Annotated in this window: 22 protein-coding genes; 8 read left to right on the forward strand and 14 right to left on the reverse strand. The window is 72.1% G+C overall.

Going from position 1 to position 21120, the window contains the following annotated elements:
* Positions 1–334: 334 nt before the first annotated feature.
* From AB0G50_RS08755 to AB0G50_RS08770, 4 genes are all read right to left on the reverse strand, one after another.
* A complete protein-coding gene (locus AB0G50_RS08755; protein WP_360103937.1) occupies positions 335–970 on the reverse strand; it encodes a lamin tail domain-containing protein in 636 nt (211 codons plus the stop codon).
* Between the two features lie 134 nt (positions 971–1104).
* The gene (locus AB0G50_RS08760) at positions 1105–1350 is read right to left on the reverse strand and encodes a helix-turn-helix transcriptional regulator (RefSeq protein WP_360103940.1); all 246 of its coding nucleotides are present in this window, start codon (positions 1348–1350) and stop codon (positions 1105–1107) included.
* A gap of 150 nt (positions 1351–1500) precedes the next feature.
* Positions 1501–1935, reverse strand: a complete 435-nt coding sequence (locus AB0G50_RS08765) for a nuclear transport factor 2 family protein (protein WP_360103943.1) — start codon at positions 1933–1935, stop codon at positions 1501–1503.
* A 103-nt stretch (positions 1936–2038) separates the two neighbouring features.
* On the reverse strand, positions 2039–2533 hold the full coding sequence (locus AB0G50_RS08770) for a lamin tail domain-containing protein (protein WP_360103946.1): 495 nt from the start codon (positions 2531–2533) through the stop codon (positions 2039–2041).
* Positions 2534–2699: 166 nt separating this feature from the next.
* Between AB0G50_RS08770 and AB0G50_RS08775 the strand changes: the two genes are divergently transcribed.
* Positions 2700–3635 (forward strand): tetratricopeptide repeat protein, encoded by a 936-nt coding sequence (locus AB0G50_RS08775; RefSeq protein WP_360103949.1) that lies wholly within the window; start codon positions 2700–2702, stop codon positions 3633–3635.
* Between the two features lie 21 nt (positions 3636–3656).
* Here AB0G50_RS08775 and AB0G50_RS08780 read toward each other — a convergent pair whose 3' ends face one another.
* Genes AB0G50_RS08780 through AB0G50_RS08790 form a run of 3 tightly spaced genes read right to left on the reverse strand, consistent with a single transcriptional unit; the run spans position 3657 to position 6483 of the window.
* A complete protein-coding gene (locus AB0G50_RS08780) occupies positions 3657–4394 on the reverse strand; it encodes a sulfite exporter TauE/SafE family protein (RefSeq protein ID WP_360103952.1) in 738 nt (245 codons plus the stop codon).
* Positions 4391–5707 carry an MBL fold metallo-hydrolase gene (locus tag AB0G50_RS08785; RefSeq protein WP_360103955.1) on the reverse strand — a complete coding sequence of 439 codons (1317 nt, stop codon included), beginning with the start codon at positions 5705–5707 and terminating at the stop codon, positions 4391–4393. Before AB0G50_RS08785 ends, AB0G50_RS08780 begins: the two co-directional genes overlap by 4 nt.
* A gap of 32 nt (positions 5708–5739) precedes the next feature.
* A complete protein-coding gene (locus AB0G50_RS08790; protein ID WP_360103958.1) occupies positions 5740–6483 on the reverse strand; it encodes a GntR family transcriptional regulator in 744 nt (247 codons plus the stop codon).
* A gap of 70 nt (positions 6484–6553) precedes the next feature.
* On the opposite strand from AB0G50_RS08790, the gene AB0G50_RS08795 reads away from it, so the two are divergent.
* Both AB0G50_RS08795 and AB0G50_RS08800 read left to right on the forward strand, forming a co-directional pair.
* Positions 6554–7717 (forward strand): FAD/NAD(P)-binding oxidoreductase, encoded by a 1164-nt coding sequence (locus AB0G50_RS08795; RefSeq protein WP_360103961.1) that lies wholly within the window; start codon positions 6554–6556, stop codon positions 7715–7717.
* A 129-nt stretch (positions 7718–7846) separates the two neighbouring features.
* Entirely contained in the window at positions 7847–8632 is a 786-nt protein-coding gene (locus tag AB0G50_RS08800; protein WP_360103964.1) for a DeoR/GlpR family DNA-binding transcription regulator, read from the forward strand.
* An 8-nt stretch (positions 8633–8640) separates the two neighbouring features.
* On the opposite strand, the gene AB0G50_RS08805 is transcribed toward AB0G50_RS08800, so the two are convergent.
* From AB0G50_RS08805 to AB0G50_RS08815, 3 genes are all read right to left on the reverse strand, one after another.
* Positions 8641–9609, reverse strand: coding sequence for a hypothetical protein (locus tag AB0G50_RS08805; protein ID WP_360103967.1), 969 nt, complete (start codon positions 9607–9609; stop codon positions 8641–8643).
* Positions 9606–10820, reverse strand: coding sequence for an MFS transporter (locus tag AB0G50_RS08810; RefSeq protein WP_360103969.1), 1215 nt, complete (start codon positions 10818–10820; stop codon positions 9606–9608). The genes AB0G50_RS08805 and AB0G50_RS08810 overlap by 4 nt, the downstream gene beginning before the upstream one ends.
* Positions 10821–10881: 61 nt before the next feature.
* The gene (locus AB0G50_RS08815; protein ID WP_360103972.1) at positions 10882–12285 is read right to left on the reverse strand and encodes a DNRLRE domain-containing protein; all 1404 of its coding nucleotides are present in this window, start codon (positions 12283–12285) and stop codon (positions 10882–10884) included.
* A gap of 175 nt (positions 12286–12460) precedes the next feature.
* Between AB0G50_RS08815 and AB0G50_RS08820 the strand changes: the two genes are divergently transcribed.
* The 3 genes from AB0G50_RS08820 (at position 12461) to AB0G50_RS08830 (ending at position 15134) form a co-directional block, all read left to right on the forward strand.
* Positions 12461–13603 carry a saccharopine dehydrogenase NADP-binding domain-containing protein gene (locus AB0G50_RS08820; protein WP_360103975.1) on the forward strand — a complete coding sequence of 381 codons (1143 nt, stop codon included), beginning with the start codon at positions 12461–12463 and terminating at the stop codon, positions 13601–13603.
* Between the two features lie 300 nt (positions 13604–13903).
* Positions 13904–14467, forward strand: coding sequence for a sigma-70 family RNA polymerase sigma factor (locus AB0G50_RS08825; RefSeq protein WP_360103977.1), 564 nt, complete (start codon positions 13904–13906; stop codon positions 14465–14467).
* Positions 14457–15134, forward strand: a complete 678-nt coding sequence (locus tag AB0G50_RS08830) for a hypothetical protein (protein WP_360103980.1) — start codon at positions 14457–14459, stop codon at positions 15132–15134. Before AB0G50_RS08825 ends, AB0G50_RS08830 begins: the two co-directional genes overlap by 11 nt.
* A 346-nt stretch (positions 15135–15480) precedes the next feature.
* On the opposite strand, the gene AB0G50_RS08835 is transcribed toward AB0G50_RS08830, so the two are convergent.
* Genes AB0G50_RS08835 through AB0G50_RS08845 form a run of 3 tightly spaced genes read right to left on the reverse strand, consistent with a single transcriptional unit; the run spans position 15481 to position 19566 of the window.
* The gene (locus tag AB0G50_RS08835; RefSeq protein WP_360103983.1) at positions 15481–16692 is read right to left on the reverse strand and encodes a hypothetical protein; all 1212 of its coding nucleotides are present in this window, start codon (positions 16690–16692) and stop codon (positions 15481–15483) included.
* On the reverse strand, positions 16689–18200 hold the full coding sequence (locus AB0G50_RS08840) for an alkaline phosphatase D family protein (protein WP_360103986.1): 1512 nt from the start codon (positions 18198–18200) through the stop codon (positions 16689–16691). The genes AB0G50_RS08835 and AB0G50_RS08840 overlap by 4 nt, the downstream gene beginning before the upstream one ends.
* A gap of 31 nt (positions 18201–18231) precedes the next feature.
* Complete coding sequence (locus AB0G50_RS08845) at positions 18232–19566, reverse strand: DUF2252 family protein (protein WP_360103989.1); 1335 nt, start codon at positions 19564–19566, stop codon at positions 18232–18234.
* 230 nt (positions 19567–19796) lie between these two features.
* On the opposite strand from AB0G50_RS08845, the gene AB0G50_RS08850 reads away from it, so the two are divergent.
* Together AB0G50_RS08850 and AB0G50_RS08855 are read left to right on the forward strand one after the other, a co-directional pair.
* Complete coding sequence (locus AB0G50_RS08850; RefSeq protein WP_360103992.1) at positions 19797–20081, forward strand: hypothetical protein; 285 nt, start codon at positions 19797–19799, stop codon at positions 20079–20081.
* Positions 20082–20091: 10 nt separating this feature from the next.
* The gene (locus AB0G50_RS08855) at positions 20092–20556 is read left to right on the forward strand and encodes a nuclear transport factor 2 family protein (RefSeq protein ID WP_360103994.1); all 465 of its coding nucleotides are present in this window, start codon (positions 20092–20094) and stop codon (positions 20554–20556) included.
* On the opposite strand, the gene AB0G50_RS08860 is transcribed toward AB0G50_RS08855, so the two are convergent.
* Entirely contained in the window at positions 20472–21074 is a 603-nt protein-coding gene (locus tag AB0G50_RS08860; protein ID WP_360103997.1) for a hypothetical protein, read from the reverse strand. The two genes, AB0G50_RS08855 and AB0G50_RS08860, sit on opposite strands and share 85 nt — an antisense overlap.
* Positions 21075–21120: the final 46 nt, after the last annotated feature.

Below are 21120 nucleotides of genomic sequence, written 5' to 3' on the forward strand. Positions count from 1 at the left end.
AGCCGCCGGCCCCACTGGTGGGAGATCACCTCCTGCACGCGTGCCGCGACGGCCTTGGGCGGTGCGCCCAGCGAGTTGCCGTCCAGGTAGACGACCCGACCGCACCACGCGGTCGGGGCCTTCGGATCGGGTCGGTTCGGGCCGACCCGGGTGTGCTGGTTCCTGGCTGTCCGCCCGCTTTCCTCCCGGGTGGCGCGGTTCCGGGGAACCGTTCGGTCCGGTGGTGGTGGAGCGGACGTTCTCCCGGTTCCCCCTCGCGGCGCGGCGTGGGGAGCCGGCCGGTTCCTCTTGCGTGGAGGGTGGGTTCGCCCGCGCCGGGAGAAGTCGGGGCCGGTCAGTTCAGCTGGCCCGGGGTCCGCGCGTGCAGCGAGAAGTCGACCCGGTTGTTGTCGGTGTCGGTGCTGACGATGTCGCGCGCGGTGGCGGCGGCGAGCTGGGCGTCCGCACGGGTTTCCGGCAGCGCGGGCTGGCCTTCGCGGGCGGCGTTGACCACGAGGGAGTACGCGACGCCGTCGATCCGCGCGCCGGTCGGACCGAAGACGGCGACGCCGCCGGTGGTCGGGATTCCCTCGACCGAGTTGAGCACGTACGGCAGCACGTTGGACGCGTCCTGGACCGTGCCGGAGAAGTTCGCGGCGGTGAGCACCAGGAACTGGCCGACGTTGTCCTTCGGCTGGAGGACCAGGCCGGCAGGCAGCGCGATGGTGCCGATGAGGGCGTTCTGGCCGTTGTACACGCGCACCGAGTAGCCGGTGAGGTCGACCGGGTTGTTGCTGACGTTCCGGACCTCGATGAACTCGTCCAGCGGGCCGTTCGGGCCGCGGGTGGACAGTTCGTTGACGACCACGCTGGTCGAGGCGAGCGGCTGGTCCTTGTCGGGGGAGTTCGGAGCGGCGTTCGCGCTCGGGGCGGTCGCCATGATCGTGGCCAGAATGGCGATGGTCGCGGCACTGCTCAACAGTCGACGCATGACACACCTTTCCTTAATGAGGTGGATCCGGGCTTCCGGGCGATTTTCGGGGTGTTCGCCCTGGTGGCGGCCCGGCTCAATGTTGGCGCGGCGGCGGAGCCATTCGTAAGGGGCCAGTGCAGTTCCGGTAAACGTCAACCGGGGAAGTGGCGGCGATGCCTCGCGACGGCGGCGGCCAGTTCCAATTCACGTTGCGAGGTGTGCAGCACCTGGCTGAGCCAATTGCGCCAGTACGGTCCGGGAATTCGTTTCCCCCGCTCCCAGCGGGAGACCTCCTCGCGCGTGATGCTGAGGTTACCGGATACCGCGTGCAGCTCGGCGGCGAGATCGCACTGGGTGAGACCGTGTTGTCTGCGCAGTTCGGGTAGGAATTCACTCATCGGCTGCGGTAGGTGTTTCCCGTCATCATGTGCGGACGTTCCGGACACCATCGAGGCCTTTCTTGCGACGACAAGCCGCCCCACAGTGTTCCAGCGGACGCGGGTCGACCGGCCAAGCATCACGGTGATACCCGAGGAACATCGACGGTGTCAGCGCACGGCGACTGCACGTGCAATTGCCAGGGTGTCCGCGTAGAGCCGGAATTCGGCGATCCGGCCCGCGTGCGCGCTCACCGCCATCGCGAAGTCGAACGACAGCGTGGCGCCGGTCGCCTGGACCCTGGTGTGCAGGCGACCCATGAGCACCGCGTCGGACCGGTCGACCACGAGCCCGTGCGTGGTGACCCCGGTCAGCTCCAGCGTGGACCGGAACGCGAGGAAGAACGACTCGACCTCGCGCGGTGTGCGCACCCTGGTCGGCCACGGCACGCCCGGCACGGCGGCCGTCCACCACCGGACGCGGTCGGCGAACAGCTTGCTCACCGCGGCGGTGTCCTTCGCCGCCCACCGCGCGACCAGCTTCTCCACGAGCATCGTCACGTCGTCTCTGGCCAGTGTCCCGCTCCCACCCTGCGGCGTCCTCACGTCCCGGACCGTCGCGCTCCACCCACGTGCCCTCCCCACCTCGCGGACGTACCCATTCATGAGTACTCCTGCCGGGGCGCCGCGTGGGGCGCGGGCACCGGTCTCAGGGGCCGAAGGGTGGGGCGCAGTGGAAATCCTGGCTGTTGTCGTCGGTGTCGGCACCGTCGGGGTCGCGACTGAGAGGCAGGGCACCGCACGGCGCCGCGGCACGGCGTTCGGAGCAGGGCGAGGACGGCGTGGTGGCCACCGCGTCCACCCGGGCGCGCCTGCGGTCCACCAGGACCAGTCCGTCGCCCACCAGCGCGGGCACCGTGATCCGGGCGGCCGGACCGGCGAAATCCGCGCCGGCGACCAGGAATCGCTCACTGCCCGGCAGCACCGCGCCCGCGGGCAGCTCGGCGAGGTCGACGGTCGTCGCGCCCGCGCACCCGCGCACGGTCCACCCGGATAAGTCTACGGATGTGGACGAGATGTTGCGGAGTTCGACATATCCGGTGGATCCTGCGGTGAGCACCGACTGGACTTTGACCGGCCACTGGCCCGGATCCGCGACGAGCGCGGACGCGGCCAGCAGCGTCACCAACGCGAGAGAGGCCATTCGTCCAGTCTGGTGGGTCGTCCCGTACCGCCGCACGGGGCCAGTGGTCCGCCCGGTCGGGGGTATCCGCCGGGGTGGTACCCGCCGTGCACGGGCGTCTGCCGAGGCATCCTGGCGGTTGGATGCAGGTGCTGGACCGGATCCGTTGCGACTGCGAGGTGCCGCCATGGCTGGAAGCGGTCGGGTTCCGCCCAGGATGGGAACGTCCGATGTACGTCGGATCGAGGAGGAGACCGAGCTGCTGCGCCGGGTCGACTACGAGCAGGGTGGCGCCGCGTGCCGGGACCGGGCGATCGTCGCCGCGGCCTGGAACGACGGGACGCTGCGCGCGGCGGCTGCCCCCGGCGTGCGGCGGCGGTTGCTGGTGGCGTTGGCGGATCAGCACAACCTGGCCGCGTGGGCCGGTTTCGACACCGGCCTCGTCCGGTCGCCGGAGCGGCACTGGGCGCGGGCGCGGGAGCTGGCGCAGGAGGCCGGGCACCGCGAACTGGTCGCCAACGTGCACTACCGGGTCGGCAGGTTGCGGCTGCACCACCGCGATCCGCTGGGCGCGCTGTCGTCGTTCCACAGTGGACTGTCGGTGTCGAGTGGTGCGCACACCACGGCGTTGCTGACCGCCAACTGCGCGTGGGCGTCGGCGCGGTTGGGGGATAGCGGCGAGGCGGTGCGGTGCCTGCGGGTGGCGCGTGGCGCGTTCGACCGGGGCGCGACGCCGGCGGGCGGGTGGGCCCGGTTCTTCGACGAGGCCGACTTCTCGGCGATGACCGGTGTGGTGCTGACCGAGTTGGTCGGTGGGGGCGAGGCCGGGCACGGGTCGGAGGCGGTCGAGGCGTTGACGGCGGCGGTGCGGGGGTATTCGGCCGGAATGGCTCGGAGTCGGACGTTCTGCCTGATCGCGTTGGCGACGATGTGCCTGCACCGGAACGACTTCGACGGGGCGGCGGAGGCCGGTGGGCGGGCGGTGGCCTCGGCGGGTGCCATCGGGTCGAGTCGGGTGGCGGACCGGTTGGCCGTGGTGCGGGAGTTGGCCGATCGGCATCCCGGTGAGGACGGTGCGCGTCGGCTGGCCGCGTCGATCGCCGCGTTCGTACCGCCGGGGTGAGCGTGGTCGGACGGACTCCGGTCAGGCGACCACCTCGGCCAGCATGCCGACCGACACCACGAGCAGCACCACCGCGAACGCCCGGCGCAGCGTGGTCGGGTCGACGCGGTGCGCCAGGCGTTTGCCGTCCCACGCGCCGAGGAGCGCGGCCGCCGCGAACGGGCCCAGCACGGTCCAGTCCAAGCCGGTGAACGACGGCAGGCGGGTGGCGGTCGCGGCCAGTCCGTTCACGACGATCACCAGCAGGCTCGTGCCCACCGCCGCCGACATCGGCACCGCGAGCACCGCGACGAGCGCCGGCACGGCCAGGAAACCGCCGCCCACGCCGAGCAGACCGGTGACCGCGCCCAGGCCCGCGCCCACGCCGCCGACCGCGGCCGGGTGCTTGCGGGTGGCCGTCGGCGCGGGGCAGCGCAGCAGGGACAGCGCGCTCGCGAGGGCCGTGACGGCGAACGCGGCGGTCAGCACGGTGTCCGGGACGTGCCTGGTCAACGCGCCGGCGGTGAGGGCGGGCAGCACGCCGGCGGCCGCGAACAGGCCGCCCAGGCGCCAGTTCACCCGGTTCGCCCTGGCGTGGGCGAGCAGCGCGGCGGCCGAGGTGGTGACGACGACGAGCAGGCTCGCGGTGCCGGCGTGCTGCGGGGAGAAGCCGAGCAGGTAGACGAGGGCGGGCACGGTGAGCACGCTGCCGCCGCCGCCCAGCGCGCCCAGGGCCAGGCCGACGATCGCGCCGGCGAGCAGGGCCAGGGCGGTGGTCATGGGGTCGCGGTGTCCGGCCAGTCGTCGTCCACGTGCACGACGTGGTGGCCCGCGCGATCCAGCAGGCTCGCCGCGATGCCCGCCCGGTAGCCCGAGGCGCAGTGCACCCAGATCTCGTGGTTCGGCAGGCTGTCCATTGTGGACACGAGGCGGGGTAGGGGTATGTGCAGCGACCGCGGGACGGCGGTCGTGGCGCGTTCGTCGTCGCGGCGGACGTCGAGGACGGTGAGCGGGCGCGGGTCGGTGAGGCGGGTGCGCAGTTCCGGCCACGTCGCGCGGCGGTAGGAGCTGGTGGGGTGGCCGGCGTCGGCGTCGGCGCCGACGTCCGGGTGGTCCAGGCCGATCCGGGACAGGTCGCGGATCGCCGCGGTGACGTCGTCCGGCGCGCCGATCAGGGTGACGGGGTCGCCCCACGGCAGGGTCCAGCCCAGGTAGGTGGTGAAGTGGCGGCCGTACTCGACGCTGATCGCGCCGCGGAGGTGGGAGGTCGCGAAGGCGACGCGGTGGCGCAGGTCCACGACCCACTCGCCGGCGTCGAGGCGGCGGGAGAGCTCTCCCGGGCTCAGCGGTCGCGGGACGGTGAGGTCGGGTTCGGCGGGGCCGATCCTGTTCAGCGGGGCCATGTGCGCGTAGTAGGACGGGTACGCGGTCAGGTTCGCGATCAGGGTGGCGACGAACTCGGTCTCGTCGTCGGTGAGGGCGTGGTTCACCCGGAGCTGCTCGGCGATGGTGGAGGTGTGCGCGGTCCGGGTGGGGCCGGACGAGCAGAAGCTGCCGAAGCCGTGGGTGGGGTGCAGGGTCGCGTCCGGGTGCGCGCGGTCGGCCAGGGTGCGGGCCGAGTGGTACTGGGCGCGGGTCAGCTCCTCGGTGCGGGTCGGGTCGACCAGGTCCGTGCGTCCCACCGAGCCGTGGAGGAGGCTGCCGCCGGAGAAGATCGCCTGCCGGCCGTCGTGGTCGACCACGTAGGCCAGGTGGTGCTCGGTGTGGCCCGGTGTGGCGAGGGCGGTGACGGTCATGGTGCCCACCGCGACGGTGTCGCCGGGGTGGACCGGGTGGCGGTCGAAGGCGACCTGTTCCGCGGCGGCGACCAGGTAGGTGGCGTCGTGCTTGCGGGCCAGGGCGTGGCCGCCGGTCACGTAGTCGTTGTGGATGTGGGTTTCCGCGACGTGGGTGATGGTGACGCCCTGCTCGCGGGCCTTCGCCTCGACGCGGTCGATGTCGCGTTGGGGGTCGACGACGAGCGCGTGCGCGCCGTCGTGCACGAGGTAGCCGCGATCGCCCAGTTCCGGGGTGTCCAGCGGGATGACGTCCATGTCCGTACCTCCAATGTACGGACATTATGGGGCTAGATCGGGCGGCGTTGGTAGCCCTCCGTGACGGAAAACTCCGCGGTGACGGTGTAGCGGTCGCCCCGGACGAGGGTGTGGCGCCACTCGACGGGGCGGCCGGCGGACTCGCCTCGGCGGTGGATGGACAGGCACGCGGTGTCGGCCGGGCAGCGGAGCAGCGCCCGTTCGGCGCCGGTGGGGATGACGGCGCGGATGTTCTCGCTGCTGTGGTCGAGCCTGGTGCCGGTGCGGTCGGCCAGGACGGCGTAGAGGCTGGTTCGGCTGAAGTCGGCGTCCAGGAGCGGGGCGGCGATGGCCGCCGGGAGCCACACCCGGTCGATCGCCAGGGGCTCGTCGTCGGCCAGGCGCAGGCGTTCCAGGTGCAGCAGCGGGGTGGAGCCCTCGAGGTCGAGTTGGTCGGCGATGACGCCGTCCGCTCGGATGTCCAGGACCCTGACCTGGGAGGTTTGCGTTCTGCCGGTGGCTTCGACACTGGCGAACAGGCTGTAGAGGGTGTCCAGGGGTTGGACCACCTCGGCGGTGTGGGCCACCCGGGGTTGGCGGCCCCTGGTGGCGGCGACCAGGCCCTCCTCCCTGAGGTGGCGCAGGGCTTGGCGGACGGTGTGCCTGCTGACCCGGTAGGTGTCGACCAGGGTCAGCTCGCCGGGGAAGGTGTCGGTGAACTCGCCCGCGCGGAGCCGGCGGATCAGGTCGTTCTGGAGTTGACGCCAGAGCGGGGTGGGGTGCGTTCGGTCGAGCATGAGGCCTCCTCTGTCGATTATCGTACGGTGCGTAGTTGCCGGATGTACGGACATTTGGAGGTGTGTTGGGGTGCGTGAGTTTCAAGTGGTGATCATCGGTGGGGGTACGGCCGGGGTGACGGTGGCGGCTCGGCTTCGGCGGGCCGGTGTGTCGGACGTCGCCGTGGTCGAGCCGTCCTCCACGCACTACTACCAGCCGTTGTGGACGTTGGTCGGTGGTGGGCGGGCGTCGGTCGAGGCGAGTGCGCGTCCGACGGGCGCGGTGTTACCGCGTGGGGTGACGTGGATCCGCGACTCCGCGGTGGAGGTGCGGGCCCTGTCGCGGCGGGTGGTGCTGGAGCGGGAGGAGATCTCGTACCGGTGGTTGGTGGTGTGTCCCGGGATCCGGTTGGACTGGGACCGGTTGATCGGGTTGCGGGAGGCCGTCGGGCGGGACGGGGTGTCGTCCAACTACGCGTACGAGTACGCGCCCGCCATGTGGAAGTTCATCCGGGACACGCGATCGGGGACGGCGGTGTTCGGGATGCCCTCCGGACCGGTGAAGTGCGCCGGGGCGCCGCAGAAGATCGCCTACCTGGCCGCGGACCACTGGCGTCGAACGGGTGCCTCGGTGGAGGTGCACCTGGTGTTGCCGGGACCGGCGATCTTCGGGGTGCCCGAGTACGCGGCGGTGTTGGAGCGGGTCGCCTCGAGGTTGGGGGTGCGGGTGCACCTGGGCAGCGAGGTGGTGGAGGTGCGGCCCGCGCGGCGGGACGTGGTGGTGCGGACGCCTTCCGGGGTGATGACGTTGCCCTACGACGTGGCCCACCTGGTGCCGCCGCAGAGCGCGCCGGGGTGGGTGGCCCGGTCGGCGTTGGCCGGGGAGTCCGGGTTCGTGGACGTCGACCCCGGCACGTTGCGGCACCGGGAGTTCCCCGAGGTGTTCGCGCTGGGTGACGTCGCGGGGACGCCCAACGCGAAGACCGGGGCGGCCGTGCGGCGGCAGGCGCCGGTGGTGGTGGGGAACCTGCTGGCGGCTCGGGCCGGTGTCGAGCCGCCGTTCGGGTACGGGGGCTACGCGTCCTGTCCGATCACCACGGGGCGGGGGTCGTTGGTGCTGGCCGAGTTCGACTACTCCGGGCGGCCTACCCCGTCGTTGGGGTTGCCGGTGGGTGAGGTTCGGGATTTCGGCCTGGTGAAGCGGGTCGGGTTGCCCTTCCTGTACTGGAACCTGATGTTGCGGGGAATGGTGTAGCGCTTTCGGTGCGGTGTCCACTGTGGATTTTCTGTCCACTGGACATTGGTCCGGGTGGTGCGTTTTCGTGGCGAGTGGAGGAGTCGGCCCGGCCTGCGCGTGCATTATGTTGTGCGCGGAGGTGGCCGGGTGAATCGTGACGAGCGGTTGAACGCGCTCCTGGAGTTGCTCGCGGTGCGGGGGCGGATCGACGTCGAGGACATCGCGGCGGAACTGGCGGTGTCCGGCGCGACCATTCGGCGGGACCTGGACCACCTCGCCGGGCAGCGGTTGCTGACCCGGACGCGCGGCGGCGCGGTGGCCCATTCGGTGGCCTACGGGTTGCCGGTCCGGTACCGGAGTGTTCGGCGGGCCGGGGAGAAGCGGCGCATCGGGGTGGCCGCGGCCGGGTTGGTGGTGCGGGGCGCGGTGGTCGGGTTGAACGGGGGGACCACCACGACCGAGGTCGCCCGGGCGTTGGTGGGCAGTGCCGAGGTGGGTGGCGAGGACGGGGCCGAGTTGATCACCGTGGTGACCAACGCGTTGAACATCGCCAACGAGTTGGCGGTTCGGCCCCAGGTGAAGCTCGTGGTGACCGGTGGGGTGGCCCGGCCGCAGTCCTACGAGTTGGTCAGTCCGCTGGCCGGCCGGATCCTCGGCGGGTTGAGCCTGGACGTCACCTTTCTCGGGGTGGACGCGATCGACCCCGACGCCGGCGCCTCGGCGCACCACGAGGGTGAGGCCGACGTCGATCGGTTGTTGGCCGAGCGGGCCGGGAAGGTCGTGGTGGTCGCGGATTCCTCCAAGATCGGGGTGCGGGCGTTCGCGTCGGTGTGCGGGATCGCGTCGGTGCACGTGCTGGTGACCGACACCGGTGCCGACGAAGGCGATGTCCGGCGGTTCGTCGATCGCGGGGTCGAGGTCGTCCTGGTGTGAGCGGTGGGTCAGGTCGCCGGTGACGGGGAATTCGCCTCGGGGATGAGCAGGGTGGGGGTTCCCGAGCCGTCGGCGGGGGTGGACCAGGTGTCGTTCGCGCCGTCCGGGCGTTGGAGGGCGTAGGCGATCGTCCGGTTGTCGAGCCAGGTCGGTTGGTCGTCCACGCTCCGGGTTTCGGCCAGCGGGGTGATCTTGCGGGTGGCCAGGTCCATCACCGAGACGCGCCAGCCCTTCTGGGGGTCGCCGTCCACCGCGGCCTTGTAGGCGATCCTGGTGTCGTCCGGCGACAGCGACGGGCATTCCACGTTGTCGATCAGCGCGGTGATCGTGCGGGCGGCGAAGTCGCCCCGGGTCAGGTAGCGGTGGCCCGCGGTGGCCATGGTGGCGTAGAAGAGGTTGTCGTCGGCGGTGAAGGTGACGCCCCAGAAGTTCAGGTCGGCCGCCTGGTAGGGCTTGCCGTCGACGTACGGGGTGAACTCCTCCAGGGACATCACCGTCGTGCCGGTCGCGGTGTCCAGGATGCCGGTGCTGGTGGAGAAGCCGTTGGCGGCGTAGGAGTGGCCGTCCACGAAGAGGGTCCAGCCGATCATGCGGCCGCTGGGCGACACCCTGGTGCGGTTGGGGAAGCCGATCAGGGGAATGGTCCTGCGCTCGTGCAGGCCGGCGTCCAGCACCGACAGTCGGGCGGCTTTCAGGGCGCCCGCGGGGCGTAGGCAGGAGATCGTGCCCGCGGCGGCGTAGGCGCGGTCGCACTTCTGGTCGGTGATCTCCCGAGGTCCGCCCGGGTCGGAGCGGGCCACGGAGGAGAGTTTTCCGTTGCTCAGGACGTGGATCCGGTCGCCGCCGGTGGTGCCGGTGGCGGGGGTCGAGGTCGCGCCGTCCTCCGGTTCGGCGGACAGGGCCGTGTAGCCGACGGCCAGCGAGCCCAGGAGCAGGGCGGCCAGGGCGGTGATCAGCAGGCGGGTTCTGGTGGTCATCGGCGACGTCCCAACAGGAGGGCGGTGGTGGCCAGGGCGACGGCTACGCCCAGTGCGGCCAGGCGGGTGGCGGTTTCCGGGCCCCAGAACTGCCAGGCGAGGCCGAAGAGGACCGAGGAGGCCAGGTAGGCCAGTGCTTGGCCGCTCTGGATCAGGGCGATTCCGGTGGTGCGCAGGCGTTCCGGCAGCAACGGGCCGGCCAGTGCCATCAGGACGCCGTCCGTCGCGGCGTAGAAGACGCCGTAGAGGGCCAACACCACGACGACCGACGTCCAGCCCCCCACGGGGCCGAAGATCATCAGGTAGACGGCGATCAGCGCCGTGTAGCCGCCCAGCATGACCGGGAGGCGGCCGACGCGGTCGGCCAGCGCGCCGACGGGCGCGGCGAGCAGGAGGTACACCAGGCTGGTGCCCACGGCCAGCAACGGGAACCAGCCGATGGTCAGGCCCGCGCGCTTCTGGAGCACCAGGTACACGAAGCCGTCGCCGATGGTCGACAGGCCGAGCACGGCCGCGGTCAGGATCACCCGGCGCACCTTCACGTCCTGCCAGAGGACGCGGATCTCCTTGACCCGCAACGGTTCCCTGGTCGGGTTCGGCGCCGGGCGGTCGCGGACGAACAGGGTCAGCACGACGACGCCCAGCGCGGCCACGCAGAAGCTCGTCATGAACACCGAGTCGAACGAGTCGGCGGTCAGGGCCAGCACGGCCAGCGCCACCAGCGGACCCGCGAACGCGCCGACGCCGTCCATCGCGCGGTGCACGCCGAACGCGCGGCCCAGGTCGCCGGACGGGGTGGACAGGGTGATCAGCGCGTCGCGCGGCGCGGTGCGCAGGCCCTTGCCCGCGCGGTCCGCGGTGATCACCGCGCCGAGCAGGGCGGTGGACGTGCCGGCGGCCAACAGGCCCAGCTTCGCCACCGCGGACAGCGCGTAACCCAGGCCCGCCACCGTCTTGCGCCGGTCGGTGCGGTCGGCGAGGTAGCCGCCGACCAGGCGCAGCAGGGTGGTGGCGCCGGTGTAGACGCCGTCGATCAGGCCGTAGGCCGCCGGGCTGAGCTGGAGCCCGACGACGAGGTACAGGGGCAGGATCGCGGTCACCATCTCCGACGACACGTCGGTGATCAGGCTGACCGCGCCGAGCGCGAAGACGTTGGCGCTGATGCCCTTCCAGCCCAGCGACTTCGGTCGGTCCACTGTGGACAGGTACACGGCTCACCTCCGAGGGGCCGCGCCCGGCCTCGAGGTGACCGGGCGCGGCGGTGCGGGTGGGTCAGTGACAGGCGGTGGTGCCGCTGTCGGAGTACGACTTGCCCGCCTCGGGGACGAACTGCCAGTCGAAGCTGGTGCTGTGCAGGGTGAGCTTCAGGACGCCGTAGGTGTCGCTGTTGCGCGCCTCGCTGTTGGGCTGGATGGTGCCGAACGAGTAGTGGCTCGCGCCGCCGGACCCGACGACGAACGACCGGATGCCGCGGGTGGTGTCGAGCCCGCCGGTCGGGTTCATCGGGGCGAACCGCTCGTACTGGTGGTTGTGGCCGGTCAGCACGAGGTCGGCGTTGTAGTCGTACAGGGCCTGGAACAGCGGCCTGGTCGACGTCGACGGGGCGTGGTTCGCGCCCGAGGTGTACAGCGGGTGGTGCCACAGCGCCGCGGTGCACGGCTTCGCGGACGCCGCGAGGTCCTGCCGCAGCCACTGCTCCTGCGCCGAGCCCGCCGACATGGAGATGTTGGAGTTCAACGACACGATGTGCCAGTTGCCCAGGTCGAACGAGTAGTACCCGACACCGGCGGTGCCCGCCTGCGCGCCGAAGTACGAGTAGTAGCCCGTCGCGCCGCTGGTGTTGTAGTCGTGGTTGCCCGGCGACGGCCTGGTGCGCGCCTTGTGCCTGCCCCACGTCGGGCCGTAGTAGTTGGCGAACTCGGTGGTGGTGCCGTTGTCGTAGACGTTGTCGCCGGTCGTCCACACGGTGCCGGGGATGTTGTCCAGCAACGCGGCCGTGGCGGTGTCGCCCGAGCCGGAGTCGGCGATGTCGCCCGCGCCGACGAACACCGGGTCACCGCTGGGCGGCGTCGTCGTGGTGGTCGTCGTCGGGGTGGTGCCGGTGGTGACCACCAGCTGCGGCGCGGTGGCGGAACCGGACTCGCGCGAGTCGTAGTCCGCGCCGTCGCCGTTGGTCGAGGACACCGCGACGCTGTAGGTGCCGTTGCCGGTGACGAACGACGTCACGTCGACCTCGTACCAGGCGTTGCGCGACACCGAACCCAGCGAGCCGAGCGACGCGCCGTCGATGGCCGGCTGGTTGTTCCACGTCACGCCGGTTTCGGTCCACGTGGTGCTGGTCGTGGCCTTGAACGTGCCGCCGGCCGGGCTCTGCGAACCCGACACGTCGTCGGTGTGCACCCGGAGCTTCGCGTTCGTCACCGCGCCGGACACACCGGACACGGTGAACTTGAGGAAGAAGCGCTTGCTGGGGGAGCCGTCCACGCCGAGTTGGCCGGACGTTCCGTAGTTCGTCCCCGTTGCGGAGTTGTCGACGTAGGTGTCGGCGGTGGGGGTGAAGGTGGTGGCCGCCGCGTTCGCGGACGGCGCGTACTCCGAGGAGGCAACGACGGTGAGGGTGGTCGCGGTGAGGACGCCGATGGCGATCAACGCGGTGGTGGCCCTGCTACCTGGCATGCCGAAACCCTTCGCTTCCTGTTTCCGGACAAGGGCCTCGCAGACCGTAGGGAGGTCTGAGCACGGTGTGATGATCTACCGAGGTCGGGGCGGTGAACGCCTGGCGAACTGCGTCACCCGGCAGGTGGGTGATCGTTGACCTAGCCTTGACCTCCTTGCCCGGAAAGGGGATCCCGTGTACGACGTGGTGCTGCTCGGCGCGACCGGCTTCACCGGCGCGTTGACCGCCGAACACCTGGCCCGGCACGTGCCGGCGGGCGCGCGGTGGGCCCTGGCCGGCCGGTCCGCGCCGAAGCTGGCGGCGGTGGCCGCGCGGCTCGGTGTCACAGGTCTGGACCTGATTCCGGCCGACGTGTCCGACCCGGCCTCGCTGCGGCGGTTGGCGTCGTCCACCCGGGTGCTCGTGTCGACGGTGGGTCCGTACCTGACGCACGGGATGCCGGTCGTCGCGGCGTGCGCGGAGGCGGGCACCGACTACCTGGACCTGACCGGTGAGCCGGAGTTCGTGGACCGGGTGTACGTGGAGCAGCACGCGCGGGCGGTGGCGTCGGGTGCGCGGCTGGTGCACTCGTGCGGGTTCGACTCGGTGCCCTACGACCTGGGCGCGTTCTTCACGGTGTCCCAGCTGCCCTCGGACGTGCCGATCCGGCTGGAGGGGTACGTGACGGCGTCGGCCGGGTTCTCCGGCGGGACGCTGCACTCGGCGGTGAACGCGCTGGGTCGGTTGCGCGCGAGCGCGGCGGTGGCGCGGGAGCGGCGGGCGTTGGAGGGGCGCGGGACGCGGGTGGTGCGCGGCGCGTCGCGGCCGCCGCACTACGACCACCGGCTCGGGGTGTGGGCGCTGCCGGCGCCGACGATCGACCCGCTGGTCGTGCTGCGGTCGGCGCGGGCGTCGGCGGAGTACGGGCCGGACTTCCGGTACGGGCACCACATCGGGGTGAAGGGGCTCGCGACGGCGGTCGGGCTGGCGGTGGGCGCGGGCGCGGTGGTGGGGCTCGCGCAGCTGCCGGTGACCCGGAAGTGGTTGCTGGGCTTGAAGGAGGCGGGCGACGGGCCGTCGGCGGAGCAGCGCGCGCGGTCGTGGTTCAAGGTGGTGTTCTTCGCCACGGCGGGTGACGAGCGGCTGGTGACCGAGGTCGCGGGTGGTGACCCGGGGTACGGCGACACGGCGAAGATGCTGGCCGAGTCCGCGCTGTGCCTGGCGTTCGACACCCTGGCGCCGACCGCCGGCCAGGTCACCCCCGCGATCGCGATGGGCTCGCCGTTGATCACCCGCCTGGCGGCGGCCGGCATCACCTTCACCACTCGGCACCTGTGAGGTCGGCGGGCGTCGCGTTCGCGCGCTCGGCACCGGTGGGGCGGCTGGTCGGCGGTGGGTTTCGCGTCGACCGCCCGGCCTGTGCGCGGCGGGAGGGCGGCGGGTTCGCCACTCGGCGTCTGCGCGGCGGGCGGTCGGCGGGCGTCGGGTCCTTGTGCGGCGGGAGGGCGGCGGTCTGCGGCGCGGTCGTCACTCGGCACCCTCGAGGCGGCCGGGCGGTGCGCGCGTGAGCGCGGCCCGGTCGCGGAAGTGGAACCCATTTGCCACCGGCGGTGTACTACGCGCGGGGGCAAGAGGGGGGTGTGTGTCACGGACGACGATCAGCTGGTCGCGCGGGCCAAGGCCGGCAGCGGGGCGGCGTACGAGGAGTTGGTGCGGCGGCATTACGCGGCCGCGTTGCGGGTGGCGTGGGTGATGGGCGCCGGGCACGAGGCGGAGGACGCGGTGCAGGACGCGTTCGTGCGCGCGCACGCCGCGTTGGGGAGGTTCCGGGCGGACGCGCCGTTCCGGCCCTGGCTGTTGCAGATCGTCGCGAACCTGGTGCGCAACTCGCACCGGTCGGCGAACCGGCGGTCGGGGCTGCTCGGGAGGGTGTCCGCGCTGCGGGACACCGCGTTCCAGCCGGATCCGGAGGTGGTCGCGCTCGACCGGGAGCGGGACCGGGCGCTCTGGGCCGCGCTGGCGGACCTCCCCGAGCGCTACCGGCAGGTGCTGGGGTGCCGGTACCTGCTGGAGCTGTCGGAAGCGGAGACCGCGCGGGTGCTGGGCCTCGCGCGCGGGTCGGTGAAGTCCAGGACGTCCCGCGCGCTCGCTCGGCTGCGCGGCGTGCTCGCGGCACAGGTGGCGGAAGACCATGTCTGCTGAACTCGAACGCCTGCTCGTGGAACTCGGCCGGTCGATGGACCGGCCGCCGCCGGAGATGGCGGTGGAGAACATCATGCTGGCGTTGCGGCCGCGCCGCCGCCGGTGGCCGTGTCGTGGGTGGCCGCTGGCGGCGGCGGGCGTCGTGCTCGCCGCCGCGGTGGTGCTGGGCTCGCTGTACGGGACGCCGTCGGCCGACTCGACCGGCGGCGGCACGTTGCCCGTGTCGCAGGCCTCCGCCGAGCCGTGCGCGGGGTGGACGGGGTTCGTGGAGGTGGGTCACGACGTCGTGGCGGCGCGCTACGGCTGGGAACCGCCGTCGCTGATGCCGTGGCCCGCACCGCTGCGGATCCGCGAGTCCGGTATCGGCCCGGCGCGCGGGGTGGTCCTGGTGGACTACGAGGTCGCGGGCGTGCCGGTGTTGCTGGAGCGCTACACCGCCGGCGCCGAGACGACGCCCGCGCCCGCGCCGCTCGGGCCGCAGTCGTTGCTGCGCCGGGAGTTCGCCGCGCAGTACCGGATCACCGCCGAGGACGGCGGCCGGGCCGGGACGGGGCTGGTGAAGTGCCGCGGCACGAGGGCGGTGTGGCGGATCGGCGACGCGGTCTACGCGGTGACGGGCGACCTGCCGGACTGGACGGTCCTCGAACTCGCCGGAGCGGTGCGCTGACGGGTGGAACCCTTTCGGGCCCTGCGGTGTAGAGAAGGCATGGAGACGACGACGCACGGTCAGGCCACCGTCCGCAGTGGCGGTGGCGAACGCGGGACAGCGCCCGGGGTGTCCTCCCGAACCCCGGGTGCCGCGAAGGGGGTGGCCGGCCGAAGACCGCTCCGGATCGGCCGGACCGGGTCGGGCGACGACCAGTGGGACGGGTCCTGAGGGTGTGAGCGTCCCGTGAGCGGTTCCCGCCACCTCCGGGTGTGAGTCCGGGCAACCGATCGCCGTGCCCCGACACGGCGTGGAGCAAGGAGGTGGGGCGCGCCCCGTCGGGGTGGGGCGCGCCCCGGTCAGGGGGTCACCAGGTGGAGTTGGCCAACCCGGTGCCGAGGTAGACCTGGTCGTAGAGGTTGCCGTCGTGGTCGTCGGTGTACACGACGGTCACCAGGCCCCACGCGTCGACGCCCAGCGCCGGCTCGTCCTGCCGACCCGCCGCGGTCTGCGTGGTGGCGAGCCGGGGCAGGCGGCCCGCGGTGGTGCCGTCCGGGTTCAGGCCCTGGGCGAACACGTCCGACGCGCTCGTCCACGCCACGACGACGCCGCGCTGGTCGTCGATGCCGACCTGCGGGTCGGAACCCGGCAGGTAGGTGTCCACAGTGGACGACGCGGCGCCGGCGGCGGTGAACGACCGCACGCCGATCTGCGGGGTGCCGGTGTGGTCGGTTTCCCAGGCCACCGCGAAGTCGCCGGTGAAGTCCGCCGCGACGGACGGGTGCCGCTGCTGCCCGTTCGCCTCCGCGTTCACCACGCCCTGCGCCAGTTTCACGCCGCCGGTCGGGGTGAGGATCTTGCGGCCCACGTTGAACGCGCCGTTGCCGTCGCCGTCCTCGTCCCACACCACGATCGCGTTGCCCGCCGCGCCCACCGCGACGTCCGGCCGCTGGTGCGTGCCGCCGGCGGTGTTCACCTGCACCTCGTAGGTCTTCGAGGTCACCGAGGCGAACCCGGCCGCGCGCACGGTCGCGTTCGTGCCGGTCTGCTTGTCCTCCCACACCACGGCGAAACCGGGCGAGTCGGGATCGGCGGCCACCGCCGGGTTGGTCTGCTGACCGTCGGCCGAGGCGTTCGCGGTGGTCGAGCCGACCAGCGTGCCGTCGGCTTTCAGCACCCGCACGGCGATGTTGTAGAACCCGTTGGCGTCCGGGTCCTCGGCCCACACCACGACCGCGCTGCCGTCCTCGTGCAGCGCGACGTCCGGCTGCACGTGCCGCCAGTTCCCGGTGCCGCCCGCGGACAGCTTCTTCTCGTACTTCGACACGCCGTCCAGGTACAGCCGGATCCAGACGTCGCTGTGCACGGCGTCCTCGGGCGCGGAGGTGTCCCGGTCGTCCTCCCACACCACGGCGGTGTACCCGGTGCGCACGGCGGAGACGGCCGCGTTGTCCTGGTCGCCGGTGGCGGTGCTGTTCGCGGTGGACCAGGTGATGTCGGCGGGCGTGGTGCCCGCGGCGGAGGCGACGCCGGGCGCGGCCAGCGTCAGCGCGACGGCGAGGGCGATGGTCTTCTTCACGGCGCCTGCAATCCGGGGTTGCCCGCCTCGATCGCGTAGCTCTGCACGGTTTTCACCGGGTAGTCCCGGACGGTCACCTTGTCGACCGCGCGGAAGTCCACGCTCATCTCGGTGGGAGTGGTGGTGGTGCGCACGTAGCCGCGCAGGTTCTTGTAGAACTTCACGTGCGGGTTCAGGCTCGACGTCCCGGTGTCGGCCGCGTTGCCGTCGCCGGTGGAGGTGATCGACGTGGTCACCAGCTCGGTGCCGACGATCCGGTCCTGCGCGGTGTAGTCCGCCATCAGGTTCGCCGCCCACGACCGGTGCACGTCGCCGGTCAGCACCACCGTGTTGCGCAACCCCGCCGCGTCCCAACCCCTTTGCAGCCGGCCGCGGTTCGCGGTGTAGCCGTCCCACGAGTCCATCGACTTCGCGCCGTCGGCCGAGGCGAGCTTCTGCGCGAAGAACACCTGCTGCCCCAGCAGGTCCCAGGTGCCGAGCTTCTGCCGCAGGCCGTCGAGCAGCCACGTCTCCTGCGCCGTGCCGGTCAGCGTGCGGTTCGGCAGGTCGGCGTCCGGGCACACCTTCGTGCCGTCGCCGCACGCCTGGTCGTCGCGGTACTGGCGGGTGTCGAGCATGTGGAACGTGGCGAGGCTGCCCCACCGGACCCGGCGGTACAGCTGCATGTTCTCCGCGACCGGTGCCTGCGCGGCGCGCAACGGCATGTGCTCCCAGTAGGCCTTGTACGCCGCCGCGCGCCGGGCGCGGAAGTCGCCCGCCGGCGAGCTGTCGTTGCGCACCAGGTTGGCGTAGTTGTTCTCGACCTCGTGATCGTCCCAGACGACCAGCCAGGGCGCGGCGGCGTGCGCGGCCTGGAGATCCGGGTCCGTCTTGTACTGCGCGTGCCGGATCCGGTAGTCGGCGAGGTCGTCGATCTCCACGGTGGGCGCGTGCTTGCGCACCTTGGTGGTCGACGCCGCGCCCTCGTAGATGTAGTCGCCCAGGTGCAGGATCAGGTCCGGGTGCTCCTCGGCCATCCGCCGGTACGCGGTGAAGTAGCCCTCCTCGTAGTGCGAGCACGAGGCGAAGAGCATCGTCAGCGCGGGCGAGGTGCCCACGGCGGGCGCGGTGAGCGCGCGGCCGACCGGCGAGATGTGGCCGGAGGCGCGGAACCGGTAGTAGTACTCGCGGCCGGGCAGCAGACCGGTGAGCTCGACGTGCACGCTGTGCGCGGCGGCCTGGACGGCGGTGACCGTGCCGGTGCGGGCGATCGCGGTGAACCGCTCGTCGGTGGCGACCTGCCACTCGACCGACACCGACGCGCTCGACATGCCGCCGAGGCCGTCGGCGTTGAGCGGGCTGGGCGCGAGGCGGGTCCAGATCACGACACCGTCGGGCGCGGGTTCACCGGACGCGACGCCGAGGGTGAACGGGTAGGCGATGGCCTGTGCGGGCGCGGAGGACAGGACTGTGGCGCCCGCGCCGGCGATCGTGCCGGCGAGCAGCGTCCTGCGGGACAGTGGAGACACGGTGGTGGTTTCTCCTTGGGGTGCAGGGCCTTCAGAAGAGGGGTCGACCGTTGTTCTTCGCGGTGACGTACGCCTGCCAGTCGAGGGCGACCTGGTCGGCGTACGACGTGGCGAACGCGCGGGTTTCGGACTGGAGGCCGGAGACGGAGGTGATCGCGTTGTCGATCGCGGCGTCGACCGAGTAGGTCAGGCCGGTGCCGGCGATGTCCTGGTCGGCGCGGGAGTGCCCGGCGGCGAGCAGGCGCGCCACGTCGCGGACGCTGTCGTCCCAGATGGTGGAGCTGCTCAGGTCGCCGATGGACAGGTCCTCGGCGAACGGCGACTTCTCCTTGACCAGCACGGGGATCGTGCCGACGGACGTCCAGCCGGCCAGCGGGTCGGACTGGTTCACCAGCCACCGCAACGCCTTCGCGGGCCGTTCGCCGCCGGTGAGCGGGGTCGCGGTGGGCGCGAGTTGCTGGGGCGCCGGGTCGACGGTCTGCTTGAGCTCCAGGATCCGGTCGTCGGAGTTCGCCGTCGTGTCACCCTCCACGAGCACGTACCAGCGGTAGCGGCCGAGGCTGCCGGTGCCCGCGCCGAGCCTGCGGCGGACGTCCTTCACGGTCGCCTCGGCGGCGGTCAGCGGGGCGCCCGCCGTGGTCCGGTACGCGGCGACCGCGTTGATCAGCTGGGTCTTCGTGGCGGCGGGGACGGTTTGCAGCGCCGGGTCGGCCTTGAACCTGCCGCCGGAGGTCCACTTCGCGACCAGGTCGGACCGCGAGTCCGCGTCGGAGGCGTCGATCAGGTCCTCGGACAGGTTCGAGGTGTTCGACTTGGTCAGCCGGTAGGTCGCCTCGTCGTTGGTGCCGTGGAAGTTGCCGATCCACTGGGCGTACTCGGCGACGAACGTGTCGAGGTCGGCGTTGATCTTCGTCGCGCTGCGGCCGTTCGCCCGGCCGGCGAGCACGATGGACACCGCCTCGCGGCGCAGCTCCCAGGTCCACGAACCCGGCCACGCGTCGTCGGTGTCGGTGAGCTGGTACTGCTCGAGGTTGTCCGCGCCCCGGTCCGCGCCGGTGTTCTCCAGGTGCGCGTCACCGGTCAGCCACGCGGTGCCCGAGGCGTAGGCCGACGGCGCCAGCTCGCCCAGGTCGCGGTAGTACAGCGGCGAGGTGCCCCGGAAGAACGACCACGCGCTCTCCGCCAGCTTCGCGGTGCGGGTGGTCAGCTCGTCGTCGGTCGCGCCGCCGTTGAGCACGTGCAGCGCGTGGTCCCGGTTGTAGATCACGGTCACCGGGTCGCGGGTGAGCGCGGGCACGGCGACGGCGGGGGTCGCCCCGGAGAGGAGGAGAGCGGCTACGACGGCGGTGGCTGCTACTCGGCGCATTCCTGGATGCGTACACGGTGAAGGTGATCGGTGGTCGTCACGGACATGTACACCCGGTGCGGTTCACCCGGTCGGCGCAGGTGGCCGCTGGTCCGTCCGGTGCCTCGACCGCTTCGGGGTGGCGCACCTGCCCGGCGCACGGCGAGGGGGTACCGGTGATCCACACGGGACGGCGCGGTGATCTTCGCGAACCCGCCCGTGGTCCACTGTGGACAGTCTAGGATCCGGGCATGAGGGGAATCGCGATCGCCGGATCCGTGCTGCTCGGGCTGTACACGGCCCTCTCGGTGCTGTTCGGGTTGATCCTGCTGGTGCCGAACACCCAGTGCCGGCTGCCGGGTGGGGCGTCCTGCGGCGGTGTCGTGCCGACGCTGCTCGGCGTGCTGGGTCCGGTGGTGGTCGGGATCGCCGCCCTGGTGCTCACCTGGGCGCGCGGTACCAGGCCCGTAGTCCCGTTCCTGGGAATCGCAGTGTCGGTCGCGCTGACGTGGGCCGCGCTCCAGGTCAACTCCTAAGCTCGGGTGCGTGGTTGACACCGGACTCCTCCACGAGTTGAACCGGGATGTGTGGCACGCGTTCCGGCGCGCGTACGGCGCGCTGGACACCGAGGCGTTCCTCGACGTGCACAGCCCGGACCTGATCCGCGCGGGCGGTCCGGCGAAGCAGGTGCAGAGCTACAACGAGTACGCCATGCAAACCGCCCAGTGGTTCACCGACAGCGCCGAGCGCGGCGACGGGCTGGCCATCGAGTTCCGCTTCACCGAGCGCATCGCGGCGGGTGAGGCGGCCAGCGAGCGGGGCGTCTTCCGGATCACGGCCAGTCGCGGCGACGCGCGCAAGGTGTTCCACGGTCGGTTCCACACCTTCTCCCGGCGGGTCGAGGGCCGGTGGCGGATCGTCGTGGACTACGACTCGGACGAGGCCGGCACGGTCACCGCCGAGGCGTTCCGGGCCGCCGTGCCGGTGGACGACGTCGCGGCCTTCGCGTAGGCCGACGTCGCGAGCCACACCAGGGTGGCGCCGACGACGACGTGCAAGCCGCTGGTCAGCGGGGTGTCGGGCAGTCGGGCGGCGAGCGTGAAGACCGGCAGCGCGATGCCGAACGACCACACCGGCACCCTCGGGTGCGCGCCGGCGCGGTGCAGGGCGATCGCGAACAGCACGGTGCCGACCACGAACGTCAAGGCGCTCGCGGAGAGCACGAGTCTGCTCGGGCCCGTCAGGACGTCGCCGGACGCGAAGAACACCACGACGTTCAGCGCGAAGGCCGCCGCGCCGAACAGGCCGAGGCCGATCATCTCCACGGCGTAGGCCAGGCGGGCGAACCGGTCGGTCCGCTGGGTCAGGAACAGGGCGGTCACCAGTGGCGCGGCCAGCGCGGGCGACAGGCCGAGGACGACGCTGGTCGGCGCGATCTCGCCGGTGAACGCCTCGATCGCGCCGGGCACGGCGATCGCGAGGCCGGACAGTGCGCCGCAGACGGCGCCGAAACGCGGTAGGAAGGTCATGGCGGTGACGCTAGGAACGCGTCCGGCACGGCGGTAAGTGCGCATG

The sequence above is a fragment of the Actinosynnema sp. NPDC020468 genome (assembly GCF_040642015.1).
GTDB lineage: Bacteria > Actinomycetota > Actinomycetes > Mycobacteriales > Pseudonocardiaceae > Actinosynnema.